General features: G+C 68.9%; 20 protein-coding genes. 6 read left to right on the plus strand and 14 right to left on the minus strand.

The window, feature by feature from the left end; genetic code table 11:
- Positions 1-131: 131 nt before the first annotated feature.
- Together E3O60_RS18735 and E3O60_RS10055 are read right to left on the minus strand one after the other, a co-directional pair.
- Positions 132-3479: a lamin tail domain-containing protein gene (locus tag E3O60_RS18735; protein WP_198415703.1), complete on the minus strand. Its 3348-nt coding sequence runs from the start codon at positions 3477-3479 to the stop codon at positions 132-134.
- A 99-nt stretch (positions 3480-3578) separates the two neighbouring features.
- Positions 3579-4172 (minus strand): hypothetical protein, encoded by a 594-nt coding sequence (locus tag E3O60_RS10055; protein ID WP_134497971.1) that lies wholly within the window; start codon positions 4170-4172, stop codon positions 3579-3581.
- Between the two features lie 121 nt (positions 4173-4293).
- Here E3O60_RS10055 and E3O60_RS10060 point away from each other — a divergent pair, with 121 nt between their 5' ends.
- Positions 4294-4956: a histidine phosphatase family protein gene (locus E3O60_RS10060; protein ID WP_088455872.1), complete on the plus strand. Its 663-nt coding sequence runs from the start codon at positions 4294-4296 to the stop codon at positions 4954-4956.
- Positions 4957-4964: 8 nt separating this feature from the next.
- Here E3O60_RS10060 and E3O60_RS10065 read toward each other — a convergent pair whose 3' ends face one another.
- The 4 genes from E3O60_RS10065 to E3O60_RS18660 form a co-directional block, all read right to left on the minus strand.
- Positions 4965-5333, minus strand: a complete 369-nt coding sequence (locus tag E3O60_RS10065) for an MmcQ/YjbR family DNA-binding protein (RefSeq protein WP_134408593.1) — start codon at positions 5331-5333, stop codon at positions 4965-4967.
- Positions 5334-5383: 50 nt separating this feature from the next.
- Positions 5384-6382 carry an LLM class flavin-dependent oxidoreductase gene (locus E3O60_RS10070; RefSeq protein WP_134497973.1) on the minus strand — a complete coding sequence of 333 codons (999 nt, stop codon included), beginning with the start codon at positions 6380-6382 and terminating at the stop codon, positions 5384-5386.
- A gap of 41 nt (positions 6383-6423) precedes the next feature.
- Complete coding sequence (locus E3O60_RS10075; RefSeq protein WP_134497975.1) at positions 6424-6885, minus strand: isoprenylcysteine carboxylmethyltransferase family protein; 462 nt, start codon at positions 6883-6885, stop codon at positions 6424-6426.
- Positions 6886-7032: 147 nt separating this feature from the next.
- Positions 7033-7950 carry a hypothetical protein gene (locus E3O60_RS18660; RefSeq protein ID WP_174845058.1) on the minus strand — a complete coding sequence of 306 codons (918 nt, stop codon included), beginning with the start codon at positions 7948-7950 and terminating at the stop codon, positions 7033-7035.
- 732 nt (positions 7951-8682) lie between these two features.
- Between E3O60_RS18660 and E3O60_RS10085 the strand changes: the two genes are divergently transcribed.
- Positions 8683-9855 carry a globin domain-containing protein gene (locus E3O60_RS10085; RefSeq protein ID WP_088455868.1) on the plus strand — a complete coding sequence of 391 codons (1173 nt, stop codon included), beginning with the start codon at positions 8683-8685 and terminating at the stop codon, positions 9853-9855.
- Here E3O60_RS10085 and E3O60_RS10090 read toward each other — a convergent pair.
- From E3O60_RS10090 to E3O60_RS10110, 6 genes are all read right to left on the minus strand, one after another.
- On the minus strand, positions 9852-11525 hold the full coding sequence (locus E3O60_RS10090; RefSeq protein ID WP_134497977.1) for an alkaline phosphatase D family protein: 1674 nt from the start codon (positions 11523-11525) through the stop codon (positions 9852-9854). The genes E3O60_RS10085 and E3O60_RS10090 overlap by 4 nt on opposite strands.
- Complete coding sequence (locus tag E3O60_RS10095) at positions 11522-12100, minus strand: SRPBCC domain-containing protein (RefSeq protein ID WP_134497979.1); 579 nt, start codon at positions 12098-12100, stop codon at positions 11522-11524. Before E3O60_RS10095 ends, E3O60_RS10090 begins: the two co-directional genes overlap by 4 nt.
- A 19-nt stretch (positions 12101-12119) precedes the next feature.
- Positions 12120-12761, minus strand: coding sequence for a PadR family transcriptional regulator (locus E3O60_RS10100; RefSeq protein ID WP_088455865.1), 642 nt, complete (start codon positions 12759-12761; stop codon positions 12120-12122).
- 119 nt (positions 12762-12880) lie between these two features.
- Positions 12881-13039, minus strand: coding sequence for a hypothetical protein (locus E3O60_RS18495; RefSeq protein ID WP_165787908.1), 159 nt, complete (start codon positions 13037-13039; stop codon positions 12881-12883).
- A gap of 1 nt (position 13040) precedes the next feature.
- A complete protein-coding gene (locus E3O60_RS10105) occupies positions 13041-13487 on the minus strand; it encodes a DUF6325 family protein (RefSeq protein WP_088455864.1) in 447 nt (148 codons plus the stop codon).
- Positions 13488-13631: 144 nt separating this feature from the next.
- Entirely contained in the window at positions 13632-15320 is a 1689-nt protein-coding gene (locus E3O60_RS10110) for a long-chain-fatty-acid--CoA ligase (protein ID WP_134497981.1), read from the minus strand.
- A gap of 189 nt (positions 15321-15509) precedes the next feature.
- Between E3O60_RS10110 and E3O60_RS10115 the strand changes: the two genes are divergently transcribed.
- From E3O60_RS10115 to E3O60_RS10130, 4 genes are all read left to right on the plus strand, one after another.
- On the plus strand, positions 15510-16334 hold the full coding sequence (locus tag E3O60_RS10115) for an alpha/beta fold hydrolase (RefSeq protein WP_134497983.1): 825 nt from the start codon (positions 15510-15512) through the stop codon (positions 16332-16334).
- A 63-nt stretch (positions 16335-16397) separates the two neighbouring features.
- The gene (locus E3O60_RS10120) at positions 16398-18236 is read left to right on the plus strand and encodes a DEAD/DEAH box helicase (protein WP_088455861.1); all 1839 of its coding nucleotides are present in this window, start codon (positions 16398-16400) and stop codon (positions 18234-18236) included.
- A 116-nt stretch (positions 18237-18352) separates the two neighbouring features.
- Positions 18353-19342: a serine hydrolase gene (locus tag E3O60_RS10125; protein ID WP_088455860.1), complete on the plus strand. Its 990-nt coding sequence runs from the start codon at positions 18353-18355 to the stop codon at positions 19340-19342.
- Between the two features lie 75 nt (positions 19343-19417).
- Positions 19418-20440 (plus strand): TerC family protein, encoded by a 1023-nt coding sequence (locus tag E3O60_RS10130; protein WP_134497985.1) that lies wholly within the window; start codon positions 19418-19420, stop codon positions 20438-20440.
- A 385-nt stretch (positions 20441-20825) separates the two neighbouring features.
- On the opposite strand, the gene E3O60_RS10135 is transcribed toward E3O60_RS10130, so the two are convergent.
- Positions 20826-21512 carry a CoA pyrophosphatase gene (locus E3O60_RS10135; protein ID WP_088455858.1) on the minus strand — a complete coding sequence of 229 codons (687 nt, stop codon included), beginning with the start codon at positions 21510-21512 and terminating at the stop codon, positions 20826-20828.
- A gap of 42 nt (positions 21513-21554) precedes the next feature.
- Complete coding sequence (locus E3O60_RS10140; protein WP_134408588.1) at positions 21555-21650, minus strand: response regulator transcription factor; 96 nt, start codon at positions 21648-21650, stop codon at positions 21555-21557.
- Positions 21651-21883: the final 233 nt, after the last annotated feature.

Consider the following 21883-nt stretch of genomic DNA (forward strand, 5'->3'; position numbering starts at 1 on the left):
ACCCCATGGGGTATGTGCAAGTCGGGGTTGAGGGTCGCGCCGCCGCCGGCACGAAAGCGTCCGGCGGCCGCACCTCATGGGTGCGGCCGCCGGACGGATGTCTCTGCTCTGCCCGGTCTCACCGGCCGCCGTCAGCGGATGTTCGCTCCGCGCACCGTCGTTACGCCGTCACACCGCGCCGGCGCAGCACCAGAACGGCGCTGCCGGTGAGCACGAGGAGTAGCGCGAGCAGTCCCGGCAGGGCNCAGCACCAGAACGGCGCTGCCGGTGAGCACGAGGAGTAGCGCGAGCAGTCCCGGCAGGGCGGGGTTCACGCCCGTGCTCGCCAGGGTGCCCGGCGCGTCCTGCGATGACGTCGCCGCAGCGCTGACGAGGATGTCGTCCCAACCGATCAGCGTGCCGTCCTCGGCCACCACAACCACGCGGTGTGCGCCGGGCGCCGTGCCGTTCGGGATAGCGACCTGCACGGTGCCCGCGGCGGTGACCGTCGTGGATGCCAGCAGCGTCGGAGTCGAGTGCAGCCACACGCGCACCGCGTCACCCGCGAACGCGCGGCCGACGGTGACCGTGATGGTGTCCCCCGGCTTCGCGGTGGCGGGCACCGATACCGGTCCCCGCTCGGACTCGACCAAAGCGGCCGTCGCCACCGGAGCCGGTGCGGCCGGCCCGGTCGTGGGAACCGGAGTCGGCTCGGTCGTCGGAACCGGGGTCGGCTCGGTCGACGGAACCGGGGTCGGCTCGGTCGTGGGAACCGGGGTCGGCCCGGTCGTGGGAACCGGAGTCGGCCCGGTCGTGGGAACCGGAGTCGGCTCGGTCGTGGGAACCGGGGTCGGCTCGGTCGTCGGAACCGGGGTCGGCTCGGTCGGTGTCAGCGGGGTGCACTCGATGCTGCCCACCCGGATCGCATGGCCGCCGGTGTTGGAGTCGTCGGCCCAGAAGACGGGCTTGGCTCCGGAGACGCAGGCACTCTGCGGGGCAAGGGCGAAGCCCTCGTTGTTGAGGTTGGGCATCGACGCCGGTCGCTCGTGCACCGTCGTGACTCCGAATCGCCCGTCGGAGGCGCCGGCCTGCGCGATCTCCAGGACCGCGGAACGTCCCGCGCAGGTGTCATCGCAGACGGCCCAGAACCGGCCGGTCGAGGCCTCGAACTCCAGGTCCATCACACCGGAGAATCCGCTGGCGATGGTGGCGACGCGGGTGTATCCGCCGGTGGCCTGGTCCAGCGCGTAGGCGTAGATCGCACCGTTGGCCTCTAGTCCGACGAAGAACAGGCCGGTGCCGTGACCGGCGTAAACAGCCGGATCGTAGGCGGCGTTGGTGCGCTCGTCGAGCATCCCCTGGGCCACCAGAAAGCTGTCCGGCACCCAGGCGATGGCCTCGAGGCCGGCGTTGGCGCCCACGACGGGCAGGTCGGCGGTGAGGTTCCATTCCATGCTCGCGGTGAGCTGGGTTCCGGTGGCGGATGCGTCATAGCGCAGCACCGCGGGCCGGCTGACGCCGCTCACGGCGTTGTTGCGCTCGCTGGCGATGAACAATCCGCCGTCAGCGCCTGCCGAGGTCAGAGCGACGCCCTCGGCGTCCACGTCGCCGGTGCCGTCGGTGTAATGCAGCGGCTTGCCCGCGCCCCAGCCGGCGGTGGTGTCCGGCACCCAGCCGGCGCCGTCGGCGACGAGCTTGTAGAGCGCGCCGGTACCGTTCTTGGCGGCCCAGAGCACGTCACCGGCAGTGCCGGCAGCGCCGGCAGCCTCATAGGCCAGTCCGCTCAGGTTGCCGCCGAGCACGCCGGCCGGGTCCACGGTGCGGACCTCGGCCGAGCCGGGCCAGGCCGCGGTGACCAGGTCGCCGGCGCAGCTGTTCGCGGCGCCCTTGGTGCTGGCGGTCGTCGCGGCGAAGTCGCCGGTGCCGTCGGCGCAGCGGCCGTAGCTGGTCGCGGCGTGCGCGGTCCATGTGTAGCTGTCGAGCAGGGTGCTGCCGTCGGTTGCGAAGAGGCGGGCGGTGTCGGCGCCGCCCAGTCCGAATCCGCCGTCCGCGTCTACGTCGATCGCGAGGTATCCCCCGGCCGCAATGCTCGTGCCGGTCGGGAGGATGACGGAGTGAGTGTCGTCGTTGTCCTTCAGGACGAAGCCGGAGACATCCGCGGCGGTCGAACCGTTGTTGATCAGCTCGAGCCAGTCACCGGGCGTGCCGCCGCTCGACTCGATCTCGTTGAGGCGAACGGGCGAGCCACAGTCGTTCGCGGCGCCCTTGGTCGAGGAGGTCATCTGGGTCAGCAGGGTGCCGCCGGGGCAGATACCCCAGGTCGTGACCGCGTGGCTGGTCCAGCTCACCGAGCTGACCAGGGTGAAGCCGTCCGGGGCGAACAGGCGGGCGGAGTCGGCCGAGCCCAGGCCGAAGCCGAGCAGGCCCTCCTCGACCACGAAGTAGCCGCCGGCGACAATCACGGAGCCGGACGGCAGCACGGCCGTGTGGGTGTCGTCGTTGTCGCGCACGATCCAGCCGGTGAGGTCGACATCACTCGCGCCGGGGTTGAACAGCTCAACCCAGTCGCCGGGCGTGCCGCCGCTGGACTCGGTCTCGGTGATGCGCACATCCGCTGTCTCGGGCACGACGCAGTCGTTGGCCGCTCCCTTCGTGGCGGTGGCCGTGTCGGCGAATTCGCCGACGCCGTCGGGGCAGCGGCCATAGGTCGATGCGGCGTGCACGGTCCACGCGTAGGAGTCGATCAGGGTGACCCCGTCGGTGTCGAACAGTCGGGCGGCGTCTCCGCCGCCGAGGCCGTAGTCCATGGTGGGTGCCTCGACGACGAGGTAGCCGCCGGCGGCTATGGTCGAGCCGACGGGCAGCACGGCCGCGTGCGTGTCGTCACTGTCCTTGAGCACCAGTCCGGAGGCGTCGACGGGAGCCGTGCCCAGGTTGACGAGCTCGATCCAGTCACCGGGGGTGCCACCGTTGGACTCGACCTCGTTGAGGCGCACGTTGTCGGCGACGGACACGTCGCAGTCGTTCGCCGCACCGCGGGTGGCTGCCGTGGTCTCACGGAACTCCCCGGTGCCGTCGGGGCAACGGCCCCAGCTGGTGGTCGCGTCCGCGGCCCAGGCATAGGAGTCGACCAGGGTGGTGCCGTCAGCCAGGAACAGGCGGGCGATGTCGGCCTTTCCGAGGCCGAAGCTGGTGGCGCCGTCGCCGTCCACATCAACGGCCAGGAACGCGCCGGGTTCGAGAACCGTGCTCGCCGGCAGCGCGAAGGTGCGCTCGTCCTTGTCGTCCTTGACGACCCAGCCGGAGACATCCGTCGCCACCTGGCCGATGTTGGTCAGTTCGATCCAGTCGCCGGGCGTGCCGCCTTCGGACTCGACTTCGTTGATGCGAACCGAGGGTGCCGGGGCCGCCATGGCCGGGCTCAGGGTGGCGGCGAGTGGAACCGCCAAGGCGAGGGTGAGGATGGCGGCCAGGCTTGGCCGACGCCAGTGAGTGCGCACAGGGATGCCCCTTCGAGGCTGTGGGTGACGAGCCTCGGATGGGCCCGGTCCACTGTGGCGATGCCAGGAAAACTCCCGGTGAACGTCGAGCGAACGCTCCTACCCGGCACTCTGCCGGAGCACCCGGCGGAACGGGATCGACGATGCGAGGACCAGCACGAGAAGCAGCGAACCGGCGAGCACGGACACCCAGGCGCCGCGTGGCTCGGTGACGGTCAGCCTGGCACCGCCGATCGCGGCCGGCATGAGCGCTATCGCCGCCAGCGCCGCACCGCTGAGCACACCGGCTACGATCCGGCCCCACAGCCGCCCGCGTCCGGAGATGGCGTAGCCACCGCCGATGCCGATCAGGGCCACGCCCACCGCAGCACCGCCGATCCCCGTCGTCACCAGCTCCACGACCGCTCCCGGCCTCAGCAATGGCGCCACCGCGAACGCGAGCGGCGCCAGGGTGAGCCACCGCCAGCCTCGGGCACCCCCGGACCGCCGCAGCGCTTCCGCCCAGCCGAGCAGCGCGCCGGCGAGGGCGCCGGGCAGCAGGATGGCGCCGAAGGTGCCGTCCCATTCGAAGATCGAGGCGATCCCGACCAGCTCGACCATGTAGGCGCGGAACCCTGCCGCCCACGCGATCCCGCAGATCGCACCGATCACGATGAGGGACGCGGCCGCCGGTTCGGCACTCTTGTCGTCCACGCTCGCCTCCACCCAGGTTGCCCCGGTCAGGTGTTCGCCGCCGACTCTAAGAGGCTTCCGGGCAATCGGCAAGGCCAACCGGCTATTGCTCCGTGCGCCTCGTGCCTATGCTGGAACGACCATGCGACTCCTCCTGATCCGTCACGGCCAGACGCCCGCCAATGTGCTCGGGCAACTCGACACCGCCCACCCGGGCCCGGGCCTGACCGAGCTCGGCGAACGACAGGCGGCCGTCATCCCCGAGGCCCTCAGGTTCGATTCCATTGACACCATATTTGCGTCGACACTGCATCGCACCCAACTCACCGCCCGTCCCCTCGCGCTCGACCGCGGCCTGGACATCCAGGTGGCCGACGGCCTGCACGAGATCGAAGCCGGCGCGCTCGAGCGACGCAGCGATCACGCCTCCATCCGCACCTACATGGAGACAGTGTTCGCCTGGGGAGCCGGCAACCTCGATGTGGGCATGCCCGGCGGGCCGGATGGCCACGCGTTCTTCGCCCGGTTCGACGCCGACATCGCCGTGGCGGCCGCCAGCGGAGCGACGGCGGCGGTGTTCAGCCACGGCGCCGCGATCCGGGTCTGGGCCGCGGCTCGGGCAACCAACGTGCCGCCGATGTTCGCCGGGCTCCACGACCTGGACAACACCGGCGTGGTCGAGCTGATCGGCTCACCCGACGAGGGCTGGACGCTGCTGTCCTGGGCGGGGGTGCCGCTGGGCGGGATGCCGCTGGTCGACACGTCCGCCGTGGATCCGACCGGCGAAGCGCTCGACGCCTCCTAGCGGGCGCCCTACTCCGCGCTATCCAGAGGAGCCCGGGGAGCCTTGGGAACCTTGGGCCGCACGAGAGCATGGCTGTCCCGCAGAAGCTGCTCCACGAGCTCGTCCTCCACGAACCCGTCGAGCACGATGGTGATCCAGTGCTTCTTATTGAGGTGGTAGCCGGGGTGGATATGCCCGGGAAACTCTTCCCGCAGCGCGCGCCCTTCTTCGGGGTCGCACTTCAGCGACACGCTGAACGGGTCACCGGCCAGCGCGCTGAGGGCGAAGATCTTACCGTTGCCGCTGGTCTTGAAGACGCTGATCTCGTCGCCGAACGGAAACGTCTCGGTGGCCTGGGGCAGGCTGAGGCAGAACTCAACGAGGGCGTCCGGGGTCATGTCTGTGACACTAGCGACTTCTCCCGGACCAGCCAGCATTCGGCGAAGTCTCAGGCCGGAACGCCGACCATCGCGCCGGCGGTCAGCTCCACGGACCGCAGCCGGTCACCGATCTGCTGCGACGCGTGGGCGAGGATCAGTTCGTCGGCCTGGGTGGAGGTGGTCAGCTCCTCGAGGAACGTGCGCACGTCCGCGGGGGTACCCACGGCCGTGTATCGCATCATGTCGGCCAGGCGGCTCCCCTCCGTGGTGGTGAGGAAGGCATCGATCTGGTCGTCGGAGTACTCCGGCGATGCCGGTCCGCGGGCGATCATGCTGCGCACCCTGGAGCGACGCATGATCTCGAACTGCTGCGTGGCATCCGCCCCGTCGTCTGCCGCGATCACGTTGGCGGCCACCATCAGGTAGGGCTCGGCGAGCTGCGCCGACGGCCTGAAGTCGCGCCGGTAGGTGGCGACGGCCTCAAACAGCGAGTCGGGTGCGAAGTGCGATGCGAACGCGTACGGCAGGCCCAGCGCGGCCGCGAGGCCGGCGCCGAAGAGGGAAGACCCCAGGATGTAGAGCGGAACGTTGGTACCGGCTCCCGGCACCGCCCGCACCCCGGGGATGATCGATTCATCGCGCAGGTACGCGGCCAGCTCCATCACGTCCTGCGGAAACTGGTCGGAGGCGCGCGGGTCGCGGCGCATCGCCCTGGCGGTGGTCTGGTCGCTGCCGGGAGCCCGGCCCAGGCCCAGGTCGATGCGGTCGGGGTACAGCTCCGCGAGGGTGCCGTACTGCTCCGCGATGGTGAGCGGCGAGTGGTTGGGCAGCATCACGCCGCCGGATCCGAGCCGGATGGTGGAGGTCTGGGAGGCGACGTGACCGACGAGCACGCTGGTGGCCGACGACGCGATCGTCGGCATGTTGTGGTGCTCGGCGTACCAGACCCGATGGTACCCGTGCTTTTCGGCGGTCTGGGCGAGCGCGACACTGGCGGCGAAGCTTTCCCTGACGGTCTGCCCGGGGGCGATAGGGGCGAGGTCAAGTATGGAGAGCGGTGTCGTCATGTTGGGGGTAACGGATTTCGGGGCCGAATCGATACCCGCATTCACCGAATCCGACCGACACCCGGCAGGAACCGACCGACCCTGGCCGCGTAGTCCGAGTAGGCGGGATGCTCTTCGAAGAGCATTTGCTCCTCCCATCGGGTCTTTCCGGCCAGGAGCCCGATCAGCGCCACCCACACCACGACGTGCATGAGGGAAGAGCCGATCACGACGAGTCCCAACCCTCCCGACATCAGCCCTGTGTAGATGGGATTGCGCACCACCGCGTAGACCCCGTTGGTGGCCAGCGGGGCGTCGTCGCGCGGTATCGGGCTGGCCGTCATGGCTGGGCCGAGCGTTGTGGATCCCTGCATCGCGAGAGCCACCCCCACCGCGATAAGCGCGATCGCTGTGGCGACGACAAACCCGTTCACCGGCCACACTGTGCCATGCGGCAGGACGAGAAGGCCTACCAGCAGCACGATCTGCACAAAGACGAGGCCGGAGGCGAGCGCACGTTTCATGCACCGAGAGTACGCCCGCCGACCCGTGCTGGGCAGGGCACCCGACGCATCCTGCCCGCACGAAAAACGGCCCGCGGATCAGATTCCGGGAGCAGTGCCCCCCAACCTGGCCCGCGGGCCGTTCAGGTGATGATTGTGCTTGGTCGGTTAGTACCAGCCCACAGACTCGGACTTGGACCAGGCCGCGCACGGCGTGCCGTAGGTACCTGAGATGTAGCCCAGGCCCCAGGAGATCTGGGTGGAGGCGTTCGTCGCCCAGTCCGATCCGGCCGTGGCCATTTTGCTGCCGGGCAGCGCCTGCGGAATGCCGGTGGCACCGCTCGAGGCGTTGTACGCGTTCACGTTCCAGCCGGACTCCTTGTCCCACAGGCTGACGAGGCAGCCGAACTGGTCGGCGCCCCAGCCGTACTTGGCGCTCATCATGTCGCGGGCGACGGCCTGAGCGCCGCTCGGGTTGGTCGGCGCCGACGGAGCGGGAGCAGTGTTGGCCTTCGGGGCGGCCTTGGCGGCCTGGGCAGCCTTTGCGGCGGCAGCAGCCTCAGCGTCGGCGGCCTCCTGGGCGGCAGCGGCCTCCGCGGCAGCGGCAGCGGCAGCGGCGGCCTCAGCGGCAGCCTGCTCGGCGGCGATACGGTCGAACTCTGCTGTTGCGGCCTGCAGGGGCGGCAGCTCTGCGTTGGTTTGCTCGACGAGCTCGTAGATGCGCTCTGGCGCGAGGTACTTGAAGTTGGTGAGCATCGCCACCGGAGTCGCCACCTGGGTGGCATCGGCCTTGTTCTCGGCCGCGGTGATCACGGTGCTCGCGCCGGTGATGGTGTCGGTGGCGGCCTTCTCGGCCCGGGCCTGCTTGATCTCGCTGTAGGCCTCGAGCTGCTCCACGTGCGCGGCCGAGACGGCCGCGGTTTTGACTGCACGATCGTTCTGGGCGGCCATCGCCGGCTCCAGCACAAATCCCGTACCGACCATCGCACCGATGGAGAGCACCGCGAGCGCGGCGGCGGAGCGACGGGTGACGCGCGTGCGATGGGTCTTCGACGCGCGGGTCTCAAGGGGCGTTGCGGGGATCACGGCTGTTGCGGATGTAGCGGGTGTCTCGGGTGTTGCTGGAGTGCTGGAAGTCACAGTTATGTATGTCTCTCACTGAGCGAATCGCATGTACGAGGGCGCAAAGCGGTTCTTATTCGACGTTCCACAGGCGGGGGCCCGCCCGGGCGAAGTCACTACACTGCAATATGTTTCTGCATGGATCCTCACCTTTTGCCGGGAAGTTCCCCCCAATCCGGGTACCCCTATTGTGTCCTGGGCGGTGCACTGGATCACTTCTCGATACCTGATGAGAACCCGATTCGGGCCTCAGAAAGCCGGTCAATCCGGTCGAAGGAGGAACCCACCGCGACCCAGAAACCCGTTAAAGATTTTCCGCAACCCCCTTGAAATGTCAGCCACCAGGTGGATAAAAACCACGATGCGTGGGAGAAAACAGGCCCCAGGACGAACAGATGCACCACTCGCCCGGCGCTGAGCCTGTGCAGGACTCGTTCGGTCGGAGGTAGGACCGACGGCGCGAGGACCCTGAATAGTCGGGTGCGGGTGAGCGGCGCGGCGAGCGAGCGAACCAGGTGCACGACGGTAGACGTGCGGCCAGTCTGGCCCCGTTGCCCCGGAGCCGCCGGCGACCCGCGTCCGGTATCGGTCATCGGCGTCACTAGAGGCTTTGGACTCCCCCGAACGGGGGTAGCGATTGTTAGCGTGAGACTCCCCGTCCACCCCGTACTACGTCCCCACCCACCAGGAGTCTGCATGCTGTCCCCCCAGTCCCACCCCCTCATCGAAGCGACGCTCCCCCTGGTCGGCGAACGGCTGCCCGCCATCGCCACCGGGTTCTATGCCCGCATGTTCACCGCGCATCCCGAACTCTTCGACGGCTTGTTCAGCCGCTCGAATCAGAAGAGCGGCGTGCAGCAGCAGGCCCTCGCGGGCAGCATCGCCGCGTTCGCCGCGCATCTCGTGAAGGACCCCACCAGTGCGCCGGAGATCATGCTCTCCCGCATCGCGCACAAGCACGTCTCCCTCGGCATCCTGCCCGAGCAGTACGACGTGGTCTACACCTACCTCTTCGAGTCCATCGCGGCCGAGCTCAGCGACGTCATCACGGCCGAGATCGCGGATGCCTGGACCGAGGTCTACTGGCTGATGGCGCACGCCCTGATCAAGCAGGAGACCGGCCTGTACGCCGCCGCGGCCAGTGACAAGCCGCTGGCGCCGTGGACGGTCACACACCGGGAGCCCGCCGGCAGCGACGCTGTGACGTTCACGCTCGTGCCGTCCGATGACACCCCGGCGTCCGTCTCCCGGCCCGGCCAGTACGTGGGGGTCACGGTGCGGATGCCCGATGGGATCCGCCAGGTGCGCCAGTACTCGCTCTCGGCCGGCACCGGCACCACGACCCGGGTGTTCACGGTGAAGCTGGACAACGACGGGGAGGTCTCCCCCGTCCTGCACCGTGACGTGCAGGTCGGCGACCAGCTGACCCTCTCCAACCCGTGCGGCGACATCACCCTGAGCACGGGCAACGGCCCCCTGGTGCTGGCGTCGGCCGGCATCGGCTGCACCCCGCTGGCGTCGATCCTGCGCTCGCTGGTGGAGACCGGGTCGGACCGGAAGGTGCTGGTGCTGCACGCCGAGAGCACCATCGAACGCTGGGCTCTGCGCGACCAGATGCGCGCCGACGTCGCCATCCTGGAAACGGCCGAGCTCGAGCTCTGGCTCGAAGCGCCGAGCGCCCTGGACACCGCTCACGACGGCTTCATGTCGCTGGATTCGGTGACCATCCCGGATGACGCCTCGGTCTACCTGTGCGGCCCGCTGCCGTTCATGCGGGCGATGCGCGCCCAGGCACTGGCGTCCGGGGTCCCGGCCGCCCGCATCCACTACGAGGTCTTCGGCCCCGACCTCTGGCTCGCGAGCGCCTAGCCACCGTTGTTCCGGCGCGGCGCCATGGTGAGGGCAGAAATCTCCGTCACCCGGGGCCGCGCCCGGCCGTCTCCCCGAACGACGCCCGTGATCCAGCGGAACCGCAGCCCCGCCGGCGTCGCCGAGACGCTGGCGAGGCAGTTCTCGAACCACGGTCCCCGGATCCCCCGCCACCGAAGCGGCGACACGGGCACCCCGGCCGACCGGGCAAGCATCTCGCTGGGCCGGTTCGCGATGGCGTAGGACAGCACGGCCGAGAACGACCGGAGTGGCAGGGCCAACGGGTTGCGGATCGGCGAACAGACGGCCTGGATGATGCGGCTGCCCGAGCTGCGCTCCACCTCGGCGACATAGGAGTAGTGCACGTCGCCGGAGAGGAACGTGATGGTGTCGGGGGCCGGGCCACGTTTGCCGTCGGCCAGGTCGGTGGCCATCTGCGCCACCCGGCGAAAGCTCGACTGGAAGGCCGCCCAGTGTTCGAGGTCGAGGGCCTGGCGGAGCTTCTCGCTGACGGCGGCCATCGGAGCACCCCAGGCGCCCTCGGCGGTCGCCTCGTTCCAGGCCTCCAGATGGTGCAGCCCCGTCGGCAGCAGGAAGGGCAACGACGTGCCCACCAGCAGGTGGCGGAACCCTCCGCGCATCCGCTCGTCTAGCCAGCCGGATTCGTCGTCGTCGATCAGGGCCCGGTCTGCGGGGTCGAGCCGCCGCGCAATGCGGGAATCGATCACGATCAGCCGGCTGTCGCCGTAGTCCCGGCAGTAGCTCCAGCGATAGCTGGCCGGCTCGGCGGCGGCGCGCTCGACGAAAGCGTCGAGCCTCTCGCTGAGGTCGAGCTCGGCGTCGCCGTCGTGGCTGGCGAGGAACCGCCAGATCTCGTCGACCTCCCGGTCGGCGGGCGACAGGTTGCCCAGGTGCTGGTACACCCAATACGAGGCCAGCCCGGAAACCAGCCTCCCGTGCCACCAGGAGGTCTGTTCCATCTCGCGCTTCCAACTGAGCGACGCGTTCCAGTCGTCGCGGATATCGTGGTCGTCGAAGATCATCGCTGTGGGCACCGTCGACAGCAGCCACCGGTTCGCCGGGTCGGACCAGGCCAGGCCGTAGAGGTGCGCGTACTCCTCGAAGTCGGCCAGCTCCTCGCCAGGCGGCTCGGTGAGGTCTCGCCGGGCGCGGATGAACTCCTGCATCTGCTCGCTCGTGGTGTCGGCATAGACCTGGTCGCCCAGAAAGAGCACGAGGTCGGGCCAGGAGAATTGGCCGGGCAGCGCGGCCATCTGCAGCGCGTAGCTGCGAAGGGCATCCACACCGTGGCTGCGGTTGCCTTTCTCGTCGTGCGGCACGCTGGTGCGGCAGGATCCGAATGCCAGCTTCAGGGGCGCGCCTGGCGTGAGCGTGCTGATGACGGATGCAGGAAAACGTGATGGCAACGGCGGCCAGACCTGCACGCCGTCGATGTCGACCGCGTATGGAGAGGTTGTGCCCGGTGCCAGGTCGTCGACCTGCACCAGAGCGTAGTGATGCCCGTGCACGGCGAAGGTTCGCGCCGACCACATCCTGGCATCGGCCCGCACCGTGACCTGCCCGGCCCGCGCGGTCTCGACCCACACACTGGCGGAGTCGGTATCGACGTAGCGCAGCATCGGACCGAGGATCAGCGCCGAGGTCGTCATGGCAGAGGCGTAAATCGCCGAGTGTAGCTCTCGGCCAGAGCGCTGAAGAAGGCCGATCGCGCCGGGTAGTAGTCCGCGAACGCGGGCGCGGTGCGGGACCCTGCAGCCGCCTGCACAGCCGTACCCCGCACAGCCGCAGCGAAGAGGTCCAGGTAGTACTCCCAGCCCGGCCCGATCTCCCCCAAGCTGTCCACCCCACTGAGATGGTGGATCAGGCTCAGGCGGGTCGACCCGGCCGTCTCGGCGAGCACCAGTTCCAGCCGCCAGTCACCCTGGTCCTCGAGCATCGACAGGGCCAGGCGGGTGGGCCGCTCGCACGCATCGACGCGCATCGGTAACCACGGTTCGCCGTCTTCGAAGCGCATCTGCACGCGGATGGTGTGGCCTGCGGCACCCTTCCCCTCCCAGGGGCCGTACCACTCCGTCGTTCGGGCGGGGTCGGTCAGGGTCGCCCAGACGCCATCGATGTCGACCGCGAAGCTGCGGCTCAAGACGAGATCAGGGCCGCTGTCCCCGCGCACCAAACGCGGATCGTCCGGGCCCGCCTGCGCCCTGTCCAGGTCGTCGGTTGTCATGTCGTCAGGCCTTCCTCATTCAGTCGGCGAGGATCAGGTATAGCGCGCGGCGCACCTCATCGAGCTTCTCGGTGGCGGCGGCACGCTGGGTGTCGGTCGCCGAGGAGCGGAACTGGTGCACAACACCGAAGAGCTTGCCGACGCTCTCGTGGAAGGCGGCGTCGGAATCCGACTGCCCGGGGGTGGCCTCCCACGCCTTCTTGAGGTCGTCGGCGTGTTCGGCCAGGTAGGCCCGGCCGGCTTCAGTGAGCTCATAGTCCGTGCGGCGCTCGGTGCCGGTCGGTGAGATGAGCTCCTCGTCGACGAGCTGCTGCAGGGTCGGGTAGATGGAGCCGGGGCTGGGGCGCCAGGCTCCGCCGGTCTTCTCCTCGATGGCCCTGATGAGCCCGTAGCCGTTGGAGGGACCGTCGGCCAGCAGCGAGAGGATCGCGGAGCGGACGTCGCCCTTGTTGGCGCGACGTGAGCCACGGGGACCGCCGGGGCCGAAGCCGGGGCCGAAGCCGCCGAAGCCGGGCCCGCCGGGCCCGAATCCCCGGCCGAAACCACGACCGTGGCCCTGGGGCGAGTCGTGGTGGGCGCGGCTCATCCCCGGGCCGCAATCAGGGGCACCGAACTCGGGACTGTCGGACTCCGGCTGGTGGTTGTGGTGAAAGCGCTTCATGATCGTTTTCGTCCTTTCGCGAGGTCGTGCTTCGCGGGTGTAGCGAGCACGCGTCGCGGAACTTCCACGACACTCAACGATATATCGCTGAGTGTCGTGGAATCAAGGAACTCAGCGGATCAACGGTCGCGCCTGTCGTCGCGCCGGTCATCCCGACGGTCGCCGCGGCGGCGTACTCCGTGGGCGACGACGGCCGCCGTTCCCACTGTGGCTGCGGTGCGGGCCACGGGTGCCCCGATCACCCCTGGGCGACCGACCCGTCTGCGTGCGAGTGGCATGTCAGGCTCCTTCCGTGTCATCGGCTTCAATGGCGGCGAGCAGAGCCTGCACCGGAATGCGCCCGCTGGCCACCAGCTGACCGCCGGCGTGACGCACCGACGCGCCGAACGGGGCGGCCCAGAGGTTCTCCCAAACCAGGAGCGCCGCGGTGCTGCCTGGCTCGATGGCCTCGGCCGCGGAGATCACGTCCTCCTCGCTGAGGAGGGTGGCCAGTTCTGTTTCGAAGGCGCGGAGTTCACCGAGTTGGCCGTCCTCGAGATCCGAGAGTTCAGCGATTTCCAATGCGCCGTCCGCGTCCTTCGTCAGGATCAGCAGGTCCAGGATCTTCACCAGGCCCCGGTCCACGAGCGACGTGATCTCCGGCGCAATCGACCCGTTGAAGGTGCTGCCCGGAAACTCCACGACGATCCAGTCCACCGGCCCGAGTTCATCGATGGTGTCAGTCATAACCCACTCCATTTCGCTTGGATGATGCGAACGATGAGCACAGCCGGGCAAGGAACCGGTGTGCGCCGTCGTCTCCGGCTGCCGGAGGTGTCAGTGTCCAGCCCTCCGGCAGCGCTCGCGTCACCCGCGATGGGTGAAGGTGGGTCAGAGGGTGGGCAGCACCTGCTCGCGCACCTTGCGGCGCAGCACCTTGCCGAGCATCGTGCGCGGGGTGTCGGTGATCTGCACGATCCGGCGGGGAATCTTGTATGCGGCCAGGTGCTCCCGGCAGTGGTCCTGCAGGGCCTCTTCGTCCAGCGTCGCGCCGGGTTCGAGCTCGACCGCGGCGACGACCATTTCACCGCCACGTTCCAGCGGCTTGCCGAACACGGCGGCATCCGTCACCGACGCGTGCAAGCGCAGTACAGTCTCCACCTCGGTGGGCGCCACGTTGAAGCCGCCGGTGATGATCAGGTCCTTGGCCCGGTCGACGATGGTGGAGAACCCGTCTTCGTCCACGGTCACGATGTCCCCGGTCCGCAGCCAGCCGTCCGGCGTCAGGGTCTTGGCGGTCTCCTCAGGGTTGTTCCAGTAGCCCTTGAACACCTGCGGACCCTTGAGCAGCAACTCTCCGGGCTGGCCCTGCTCCACCTCAACGGTCGGGTCATCGGGGTCGGTGACCTTCATCAGGGTCGAGGAGAACGGGATGCCGACGGTACCGGGGCGGCGGGTCGGGTGGAACGGGTTGCCCATCGCCACCGGCGATGCCTCGGTCATGCCGAAGCCCTCCACCAGCAGTCCGCCCGACACCGATTCCCACAGCTCCACGACATGGTCGGGCAGGTTCATCGCTCCCGAGATGCAGAAGCGGCAGGAGCGCAGCGAGATGCCACGTTCCTTCGCGGCGAGCGCGGTGCGCTCGTAGATCGGCGGCACCGCACAGTACACAGTTGCGGGGGTCTTCTTCATGGTGTCGAGCACGGTCTTCGGATCGAACTTGGGGAACAACACGATCAGGGCCTGCTTGTGGATGCCGTAGGTCAGATACAACGTGAGGCCGAACGAATGGAACATCGGCAGGATCGCGTAGAAGACCTCCTTGCGGTACTCGGCGCCGTGCATCCAGGCCTCGCCCTGCAACGCGTTGCAGTGCAGGTTGTAGTGGGTCAGCATCGCACCCTTGGGGCGACCGGTGGTGCCGGAGGTGTACTGGATGGCCGCCAGGTCGTGCAGCGCCGGACGGGGGTGGGTCGCGTCGATGCGGCCGTGGCTGAACAGGTCCTTCCACGGGGTCGTACCGGCCGCCGAGCCCGTGAGAGCCGCCCGGGACTCGCGCAGACTCTTCACCGGGAGGTAGAGGGCCAACCGTTTCACGGTGGGGAAAGCCTGCAGCAGGTTGACCGAGACGATGTGGTCGATCTCGATGTCGGCCGGGAACGCGCGCACTGTCGGGGCGACCTTGTCCCAGGCGATCACGATGCGGGCCTGGTGGTCTTCGAATTGGTGCCGCAGCTCCGGTGACGTATAGAGCGGGTTGTGTTCCACGACCACGCCGCCCAGGCGCAGGACGGCGTAGAACGCCACGACGTGCTGCGGGCAGTTCGGCAGGATCAGCGCGACCCTGTCGCCGGCCCGCACCCCGAGCAGGCGCAGCCCCTCGGCAGCCTTGTCGATCTGGGCGCCGAGTTCCGCGTAGCTGGTGCGGCGTCCGAAGAACTCGAGCGCCGGATGGTCGCCGGCCTCGGCGACCGCGTGCTCGAGCATCTCCACGAGCGAGGTGGTGGGGTAATCGATCTCGGCGGGCACGCCCGGCTGATAGTGCTTAACCCAGGGCTGTTGCTCAGTAGTGGCCATGCAGACATCCTCCCGCGATCCGCTCCAGAGGCGTGGGCACAACACGGCCCAAGGCTGAGCACGTCCGTGCAGACCCGACAGATATTCCGGCGCCAGCGGTTGACCGCCGCCCTCACCCGGTGGCACGGTGTGAGCGAGCAGCGGCGCGGTCAGTGACAGCGGACCCGTCGAGACATCGAAGGAGACACCATGCCCACAGTCAGGTCGCGCGATGGCACCACGATCGCCTTCGACAGTCTCGGTACCGGGCCCGCCCTCATCCTGGTGGACGGCGCCACCTGCTACCGCGACGCCGGGCCGATGCGCCCTCTGGCCGCCCTGATGGCCGACAGCTTCACCGTGCACGTCTACGACCGACGCGGCCGCGGCGCCAGCGGCGACACCTTGCCGTTCTCGGTCGACCGGGAGATCGATGACATCGCCGCATTGATCCGGTCGGCCGGCGGTCACGCGGCCCTCTTCGGCATGTCCAGTGGCGGCGCCCTGGCACTCGCGGCCGCCGCCCAGCTCGGTGCGGCGGTCAGCGAGCTGGCCGCCTACGAGGTGCCGGTGAGCATCGACCTGGACTCCGTCGTCACCACCTACTCCCGGAAGCTCGCCGCCGCGCTGGCCGCCGGGCGCCGCGGCGACGCCATGGCCCTCTTCCTGGCCCGGGTGGGCATGCCCGCCGAGCAGATCGAGGGGATGCGGCAGACGCCGATGTGGGCCGGGTTCGAGGCGATCGCCCCGACGCTCGCCTACGACGATGCTGTTCTCGGCGACGGCCTACTCCCCTACGACCGGATCGAAGCCGTCCAGGTCCCCGCGGTGGTGCTCAGCGGCGAATTCGCACCGGAGTTCATCCGCGAATCGGCCAGGGCCCTGGCCACCGCCCTGCCGAACGGCAGGCACGTGGAACTCCCCGGCCAATCCCACGACGTGGACATCGCCGTTCTCGCCGCCGCACTGCACGAGAGCCTGGACTCTCAAGCCAGGCGGACCGTCAATGAGCCCGAAATGCCGTCGACGACATGATCACACGGCACGGATTTCTCGCTCCCGAACGGGGTGAGCACTTCGACCGGCTACCGTAGTACTATGACGCCTCCTGATTCAACTGCACCGACCGAGGCAGCCACTGCCCGCCCGACCATCACGTTCTCCGAGCTTGGGCTCAGTGACTCCGTACTCAAAGCCCTCAAAGACGTAGGCTACGAGACTCCGTCGGCCATCCAGGCTGCCACCATTCCGCCGCTCCTCGACGGCCGCGACGTCGTCGGACTCGCCCAGACCGGCACCGGCAAGACGGCCGCCTTCGCGTTGCCGATCCTCTCCCGCCTCGACATGTCCCAGAAGAGCCCGCAGGCCCTGGTGCTCGCCCCCACCCGCGAACTCGCCCTGCAGGTCTGTGAGGCCTTCGAGAAGTACGCCGCCCACATGAAGGGCGTGCACGTGCTGCCCGTCTACGGCGGACAGGGTTACGGCATCCAGCTGTCGGCGCTGCGCCGGGGCGTTCATGTTGTCGTCGGTACTCCCGGCCGCATCATGGACCACCTCGAAAAGGGCACCCTCGACCTCACCCAGCTCAAGTACCTGGTGCTCGACGAGGCCGACGAGATGCTCAAGATGGGCTTCGCCGAAGACGTCGAGACGATCCTCGCCGACACCCCGGACGACAAGCAGGTGGCCCTGTTCTCCGCCACCATGCCCGCGCAGATCCGTCGCATCTCCAAGCAGTACCTCAATGACCCCGAAGAGATCACGGTCAAGAACAAGACCACGACCTCGGTCAACACCACCCAGCGTTACCTGCTGGTCTCCTACCCGCAGAAGGTGGACGCGCTCACCCGCATCCTCGAGGTGGAGAACTTCGAGGGCATGATCGTCTTCACCCGCACCAAGAACGAGACCGAGACGCTCGCCGAGAAGCTGCGTGCACGTGGCTACTCCGCCACCGCCATCAACGGCGACGTGCCCCAGGTGCAGCGTGAGCGCACCGTGGAGCAGCTCAAGAGCGGCAAGCTGGACATCCTCGTCGCCACGGATGTCGCCGCCCGCGGCCTCGACGTGGAGCGCATCAGCCACGTCATCAACTACGACATCCCGATTGACACCGAGTCGTACGTGCACCGCATCGGCCGCACCGGCCGCGCCGGCCGCAGCGGCGCCGCGATCAGCTTCGTCACCCCTCGTGAGCGTCACCTGCTCAACGCCATCGAGCGGGCCACCCGCCAGCCGCTCACCCAGATGCAGCTGCCCAGCGTCGAAGACGTCAACGTCACCCGGCTCGCCCGGTTCGACGACGCGATCACCGCTGCGCTGGAGGAGACCGCTCGCATCGCCGCGTTCCGCGACATCGTGGGCCACTACGTGGAGCACCACGACGTGCCCGAGGCCGACGTCGCCGCCGCACTCGCCGTGGTCGCCCAAGGAGAGACCCCGCTGCTGCTCAACGCCGACGACGTGCGTGCTGCGGCGCGTTTCGACCGGGAGCGCACCGAGCACCGCGACCGCGACCGGCCCGCACGCAACGACCGTCGGGACGACCGGGGCAGCCGCGATGACCGCGGCAGCCGGGATGACCGCCCGCTGCGCAGCGAACGCCCCGAACGCCGCTCACGCGACAGCAGCCGCGCCATGGCCTCGTACCGCATCGAGGTCGGCAAGCGTCACAAGGTGGAACCACGCCAGATCGTCGGCGCTCTCGCCAACGAGGGTGGCCTGAGCCGGGAAGACTTCGGCGCGATCCAGATCCTGCCCGAGTACTCCCTGGTGGACCTGCCCGCCGACCTGACCAGCGATGTGCTGGGCCGCCTCTCGGCGACCCGCATCAGCGGCAAGCTGATCGAGATCCACGCCGACAACGGCGCCTCGGCCGGCCGCAACGACCGGCCTCAACAGGGCGACCGCTCCGAGCGCCCGCCGCGCCGCTACTAGGTCACACCAGCTCACCCACGGGCGGGGATTCTCCCGACACCCCTCATCCGCTCGCCGGATTGACGGTGTGTCGCGAGAATCCCCGCCTTTCGCCGTAGCCGCCCTATCATCAACCCATGACGAGGGCTGCGACGGATGGTGACGCCGGGCTGGCCGCACGGCTGCGGCAACATTTGGGCCCCAGGCATCCGGTGGCCGCCGTCGCCCAGGTCTCCCCCGGCGGAGTGGTGCTGGCGAGCGTAGGCGCGGGGCTCGACGCCGACTTCGAAATCGGCTCCATCTCGAAGGGCCTCACCGGTCTGCTCTACCGTCAGGCCTGTGAGCTCGGCGAGATCGGCGCAGAGACCACTCTGGGTGATCTGCTCCCCCTGCCGCAGGGCCCGGCCGGGCCTCTCCGGCTCGCGGCCGTGAGCAAGCACGAGTCTGGACTACCCCGCCTTCCGCGCTCGGCGCAGCCGCTACGTCGCGCCCTGCGGTTCCTGCGCACCGGGGAGAACCCCTACGGCGAAGATCTCACCGAACTGCTGACACAGGCGCGCACCGTGCGACTCTCCTCCACGCGCCGGCGCTACTCCAATTTCGGCTTCGAACTGCTTGGCCATGCCGTCGCCCGCAGCGCGGGCCTCGACTACGCAACCCTGCTGCGGGAGCGACTGACCGAGCCGCTGGGTCTCACGTCGATGTACGCACCCGCGACACCGGCCGAGCTGCGACCCAGCGCGCTGCAGGGCACAAGCCGGTCGGGCCGCCCGCGGCCGGCCTGGACTGGAGAGGCGGTGGCACCGGCCGGCGGCATCCGTTCGTCGATCACCGATCTCGCCCGGCTCACCCAGGCGTTGCTGGAGGGATCCGCGCCCGGGATCTCGGCTCTCGATCCGGTGGCGCCGATCGCCCGCCGTGGGGTGAACATCGGGGCGGCCTGGATCACCCTGTCGGTCAGGGGCCGATCGATCACCTGGCACGACGGCGCCACCGGCGGCTTCCGTTCCTGGCTCGGCCTGGACCGGGCCGCCGGCACGGGGGTGGTTGTGCTCACCGCCACCTCACGCTCGGTCGACCGCCACGGCTTCGCGCTGCTGACGGAGCTCACCGACGCGCACTCTTAGCGGGTTAGTGAGCAATGCTTTAGTCTGGAAGGTGCACGGGGAGCACCAAGCGAACCCCCTGTCATGGAGCCTTCCTTGAATATCACTCCCCTGACCTGGATCATCACCATCGGCGTGACGATCGCGTTCTTCGCCTACGAGTTCTTCGCGCACGTGCGGAAGCCGCACGAGCCCACGGTGGGCGAGTCCGCCCGCTGGTCGGCCTTCTACATCGGCCTTGCCCTGCTGTTCGGGGTCGGCATCGGCGTGGTGTCCGGATGGCGGTACGGCGGCGAGTACTTCGCGGGCTACCTCACCGAGAAGGCGCTGTCGATCGACAACCTCTTCGTGTTCCTCATCGTGATGGCCGCGTTCTCGGTGCCCAAGGCGTACCAGCAGAAGGTGCTGATGTTCGGCATCATCATCGCCCTGATCATGCGTGGCGGGTTCATCGCCGTGGGCGCGGCCCTGATCGAGAACTTCTCCTGGGTGTTCTATCTCTTCGGTGCGCTGCTGTTCGTGCTGGCATACATGCAGGTGCGGGGCCACGACAGCAATCCGGCCGACAACCTCTTTGTGCGGCTGGCCCGCCGGGTTCTGCCGGTCACCGAGGAGTACGACCGCGACAAGCTCACCACCAAGATCAACGGCAAACGCTATGTCACCCCGATGCTGCTCACCATCATCGCGATCGGCTTCATCGACCTGGTCTTCGCGATCGACTCGATCCCCGCGATCTACGGGCTCACCTCGGAGGCCTACATCGTCTTCACCGCCAACGCCCTCGCGCTGATGGGCCTGCGCCAACTGTTCTTCCTCATCGGCGGACTGCTCGAGCGCCTGGTCTACCTGTCCCAGGGCCTGGCCGTGATCCTCGCCTTCATCGGCCTCAAGCTCGTCTTCCACGCCCTGCACGTCAACGAGGTGCCGTTCATCAACGGCGGCGAGCCGGTGCTGTGGGTGCCCGAGATCCCGATCTGGTTCTCGCTGGTCTTCATCGCCGCCACGGTCACCGTCGCGACCGTCGCGAGCCTGGCCAAGACCCGAGGGGACGCCGCCAAGGCCGATCGTGGCCGGGTCGACGGCGAGCCGATCACCAAGGCCGAGGACTCGCACTAGCCGAGCATGATCGCGTCGAGGTTGTCCACGCTCTCGCCGGTACTGCGTCGGCCTCGACGCACAGCCAGACCCGAAGATCACCAGCGTGAACTCGTTCGGGCCCGGCCCGGACAGGGCGTAGAAAGCAAGCCCCGTCGTCCGCCGGCAGTGGCGGCATGGCAACGTCCGTGCTGACCATCCGTACGGGTGAGAGCTCGTCCGCGGCGAACGCCACGGTGCTTCGCCGCGCGAAGATCGCTGCGGAAGGCGTACCCGGTCTCGCCGTTTCTGCACCCCTTGTGGCCGAGCGCGCCCGCTATAGCGGGCGCGGTGGGCCACACGTGGTGCACCGAGCACCACCTGGCGCCGAGGAGCAGCACCGCGCGCCCGGACACAAGCGCGCCGGTTACCGGCCGGGAAGTACGATCCGATCGTGATCCCACGGGTCGGCCCAGCCGAGCTCGTCGAACATGCGCGAGAGCACGATCGCGGTGAAACCCCAGACGAGCCGGTCACCCACGGTGAACGCCGGCGCCCGGTAGACGGCGTCGCCCACGGTGTGCTCGGTGTTCGCCCGGTTGGCCGGGTCGAGCAGATCCGCCACGGGCACCCTGAAGACATCCACGGTTTCGGCATGGTCCATCGCGGCCACCTGGGAGGGTCGGGTCCACCAGGCCGGCACCGGGGTGACGAGATGGTTGCTCACCGGCACCGGCATTGCGGGCAGCGTGCCGAGGGGTTCGAGGCCGGCTGCGTCCAACCCGGTCTCCTCGACGGCTTCCCGCAGCGCCGCCGCGATCGGGCCCGCATCGGATGCTTCGAGCCGGCCGCCCGGGAAGGCGATCTGACCCGGGTGACTGCCCAGGGTGGAGGCACGGCGCAGCAACAGCACGTCGAGATCCCTCGGAACCCGGTCTGTGCCGGCGGGCGCCTGCGCCGGCACCGCATCCAGCACACCGAACAGCACGAGAACCGCGGCCCGGCGAGCGCTGCCCAGATCGGGAAGGTCGCGGCTTCGGCCGGTCCCCCAGTCCAGCCCACGCTCGCACAGCGCCGCGAGTTCGGCGCGCGGGTCGTTCGAGATGACGAGCATGCTTCCACCATACGCAGCCCGGTCGGCACCGGGGCTTCGGCACTAACCCACCAGGCCGAGGGTGACCGCGCGGCGCACGACACCCATGCGGGAGGTCGCATCGAGCTTCGTGAAGATGTTGGACACATGCCGTTTCACGGTCCCCTCGGCAGCGAGAGCTGCAACCCGACCTCCCGGTTCGAATAGGCCAGGGCCACCATGCGCCGGGACGGCCGCTGGCGATGCGCGGTCAGCCACTACAGCAGCGCCGGATGACCGGGCGCTCGGCCCGACCTCATCACTAAGGGGTGATGTCGCCGCCACCTCCGCCGGGCTACTTTCACCCGAGAGACCCAGGAGGCCCCCGTGACGAATCCCGACCGCCATGCCCG

Source organism: Cryobacterium sp. TMB1-7 (assembly GCF_004402435.1).
GTDB classification, from domain to species: domain Bacteria; phylum Actinomycetota; class Actinomycetes; order Actinomycetales; family Microbacteriaceae; genus Cryobacterium; species Cryobacterium zongtaii.

Coding starts and splice junctions, on each gene's coding strand:
- E3O60_RS10090 (WP_134497977.1), bottom strand. CDS start 11,525: ATGACGACCTCGGCGCTGATCCTCGGTCCGATGCTGCGCTACGTCGAT.
- E3O60_RS10120 (WP_088455861.1), top strand. CDS start 16,398: ATGACGCCTCCTGATTCAACTGCACCGACCGAGGCAGCCACTGCCCGC.
- E3O60_RS10065 (WP_134408593.1), bottom strand. CDS start 5,333: ATGACCCCGGACGCCCTCGTTGAGTTCTGCCTCAGCCTGCCCCAGGCC.
- E3O60_RS10110 (WP_134497981.1), bottom strand. CDS start 15,320: ATGGCCACTACTGAGCAACAGCCCTGGGTTAAGCACTATCAGCCGGGC.
- E3O60_RS10125 (WP_088455860.1), top strand. CDS start 18,353: ATGACGAGGGCTGCGACGGATGGTGACGCCGGGCTGGCCGCACGGCTG.
- E3O60_RS10105 (WP_088455864.1), bottom strand. CDS start 13,487: ATGACTGACACCATCGATGAACTCGGGCCGGTGGACTGGATCGTCGTG.
- E3O60_RS18495 (WP_165787908.1), bottom strand. CDS start 13,039: ATGCCACTCGCACGCAGACGGGTCGGTCGCCCAGGGGTGATCGGGGCA.
- E3O60_RS10095 (WP_134497979.1), bottom strand. CDS start 12,100: ATGACAACCGACGACCTGGACAGGGCGCAGGCGGGCCCGGACGATCCG.
- E3O60_RS10135 (WP_088455858.1), bottom strand. CDS start 21,512: ATGCTCGTCATCTCGAACGACCCGCGCGCCGAACTCGCGGCGCTGTGC.
- E3O60_RS10075 (WP_134497975.1), bottom strand. CDS start 6,885: ATGAAACGTGCGCTCGCCTCCGGCCTCGTCTTTGTGCAGATCGTGCTG.
- E3O60_RS10060 (WP_088455872.1), top strand. CDS start 4,294: ATGCGACTCCTCCTGATCCGTCACGGCCAGACGCCCGCCAATGTGCTC.
- E3O60_RS10115 (WP_134497983.1), top strand. CDS start 15,510: ATGCCCACAGTCAGGTCGCGCGATGGCACCACGATCGCCTTCGACAGT.
- E3O60_RS10070 (WP_134497973.1), bottom strand. CDS start 6,382: ATGACGACACCGCTCTCCATACTTGACCTCGCCCCTATCGCCCCCGGG.
- E3O60_RS10100 (WP_088455865.1), bottom strand. CDS start 12,761: ATGAAGCGCTTTCACCACAACCACCAGCCGGAGTCCGACAGTCCCGAG.
- E3O60_RS10085 (WP_088455868.1), top strand. CDS start 8,683: ATGCTGTCCCCCCAGTCCCACCCCCTCATCGAAGCGACGCTCCCCCTG.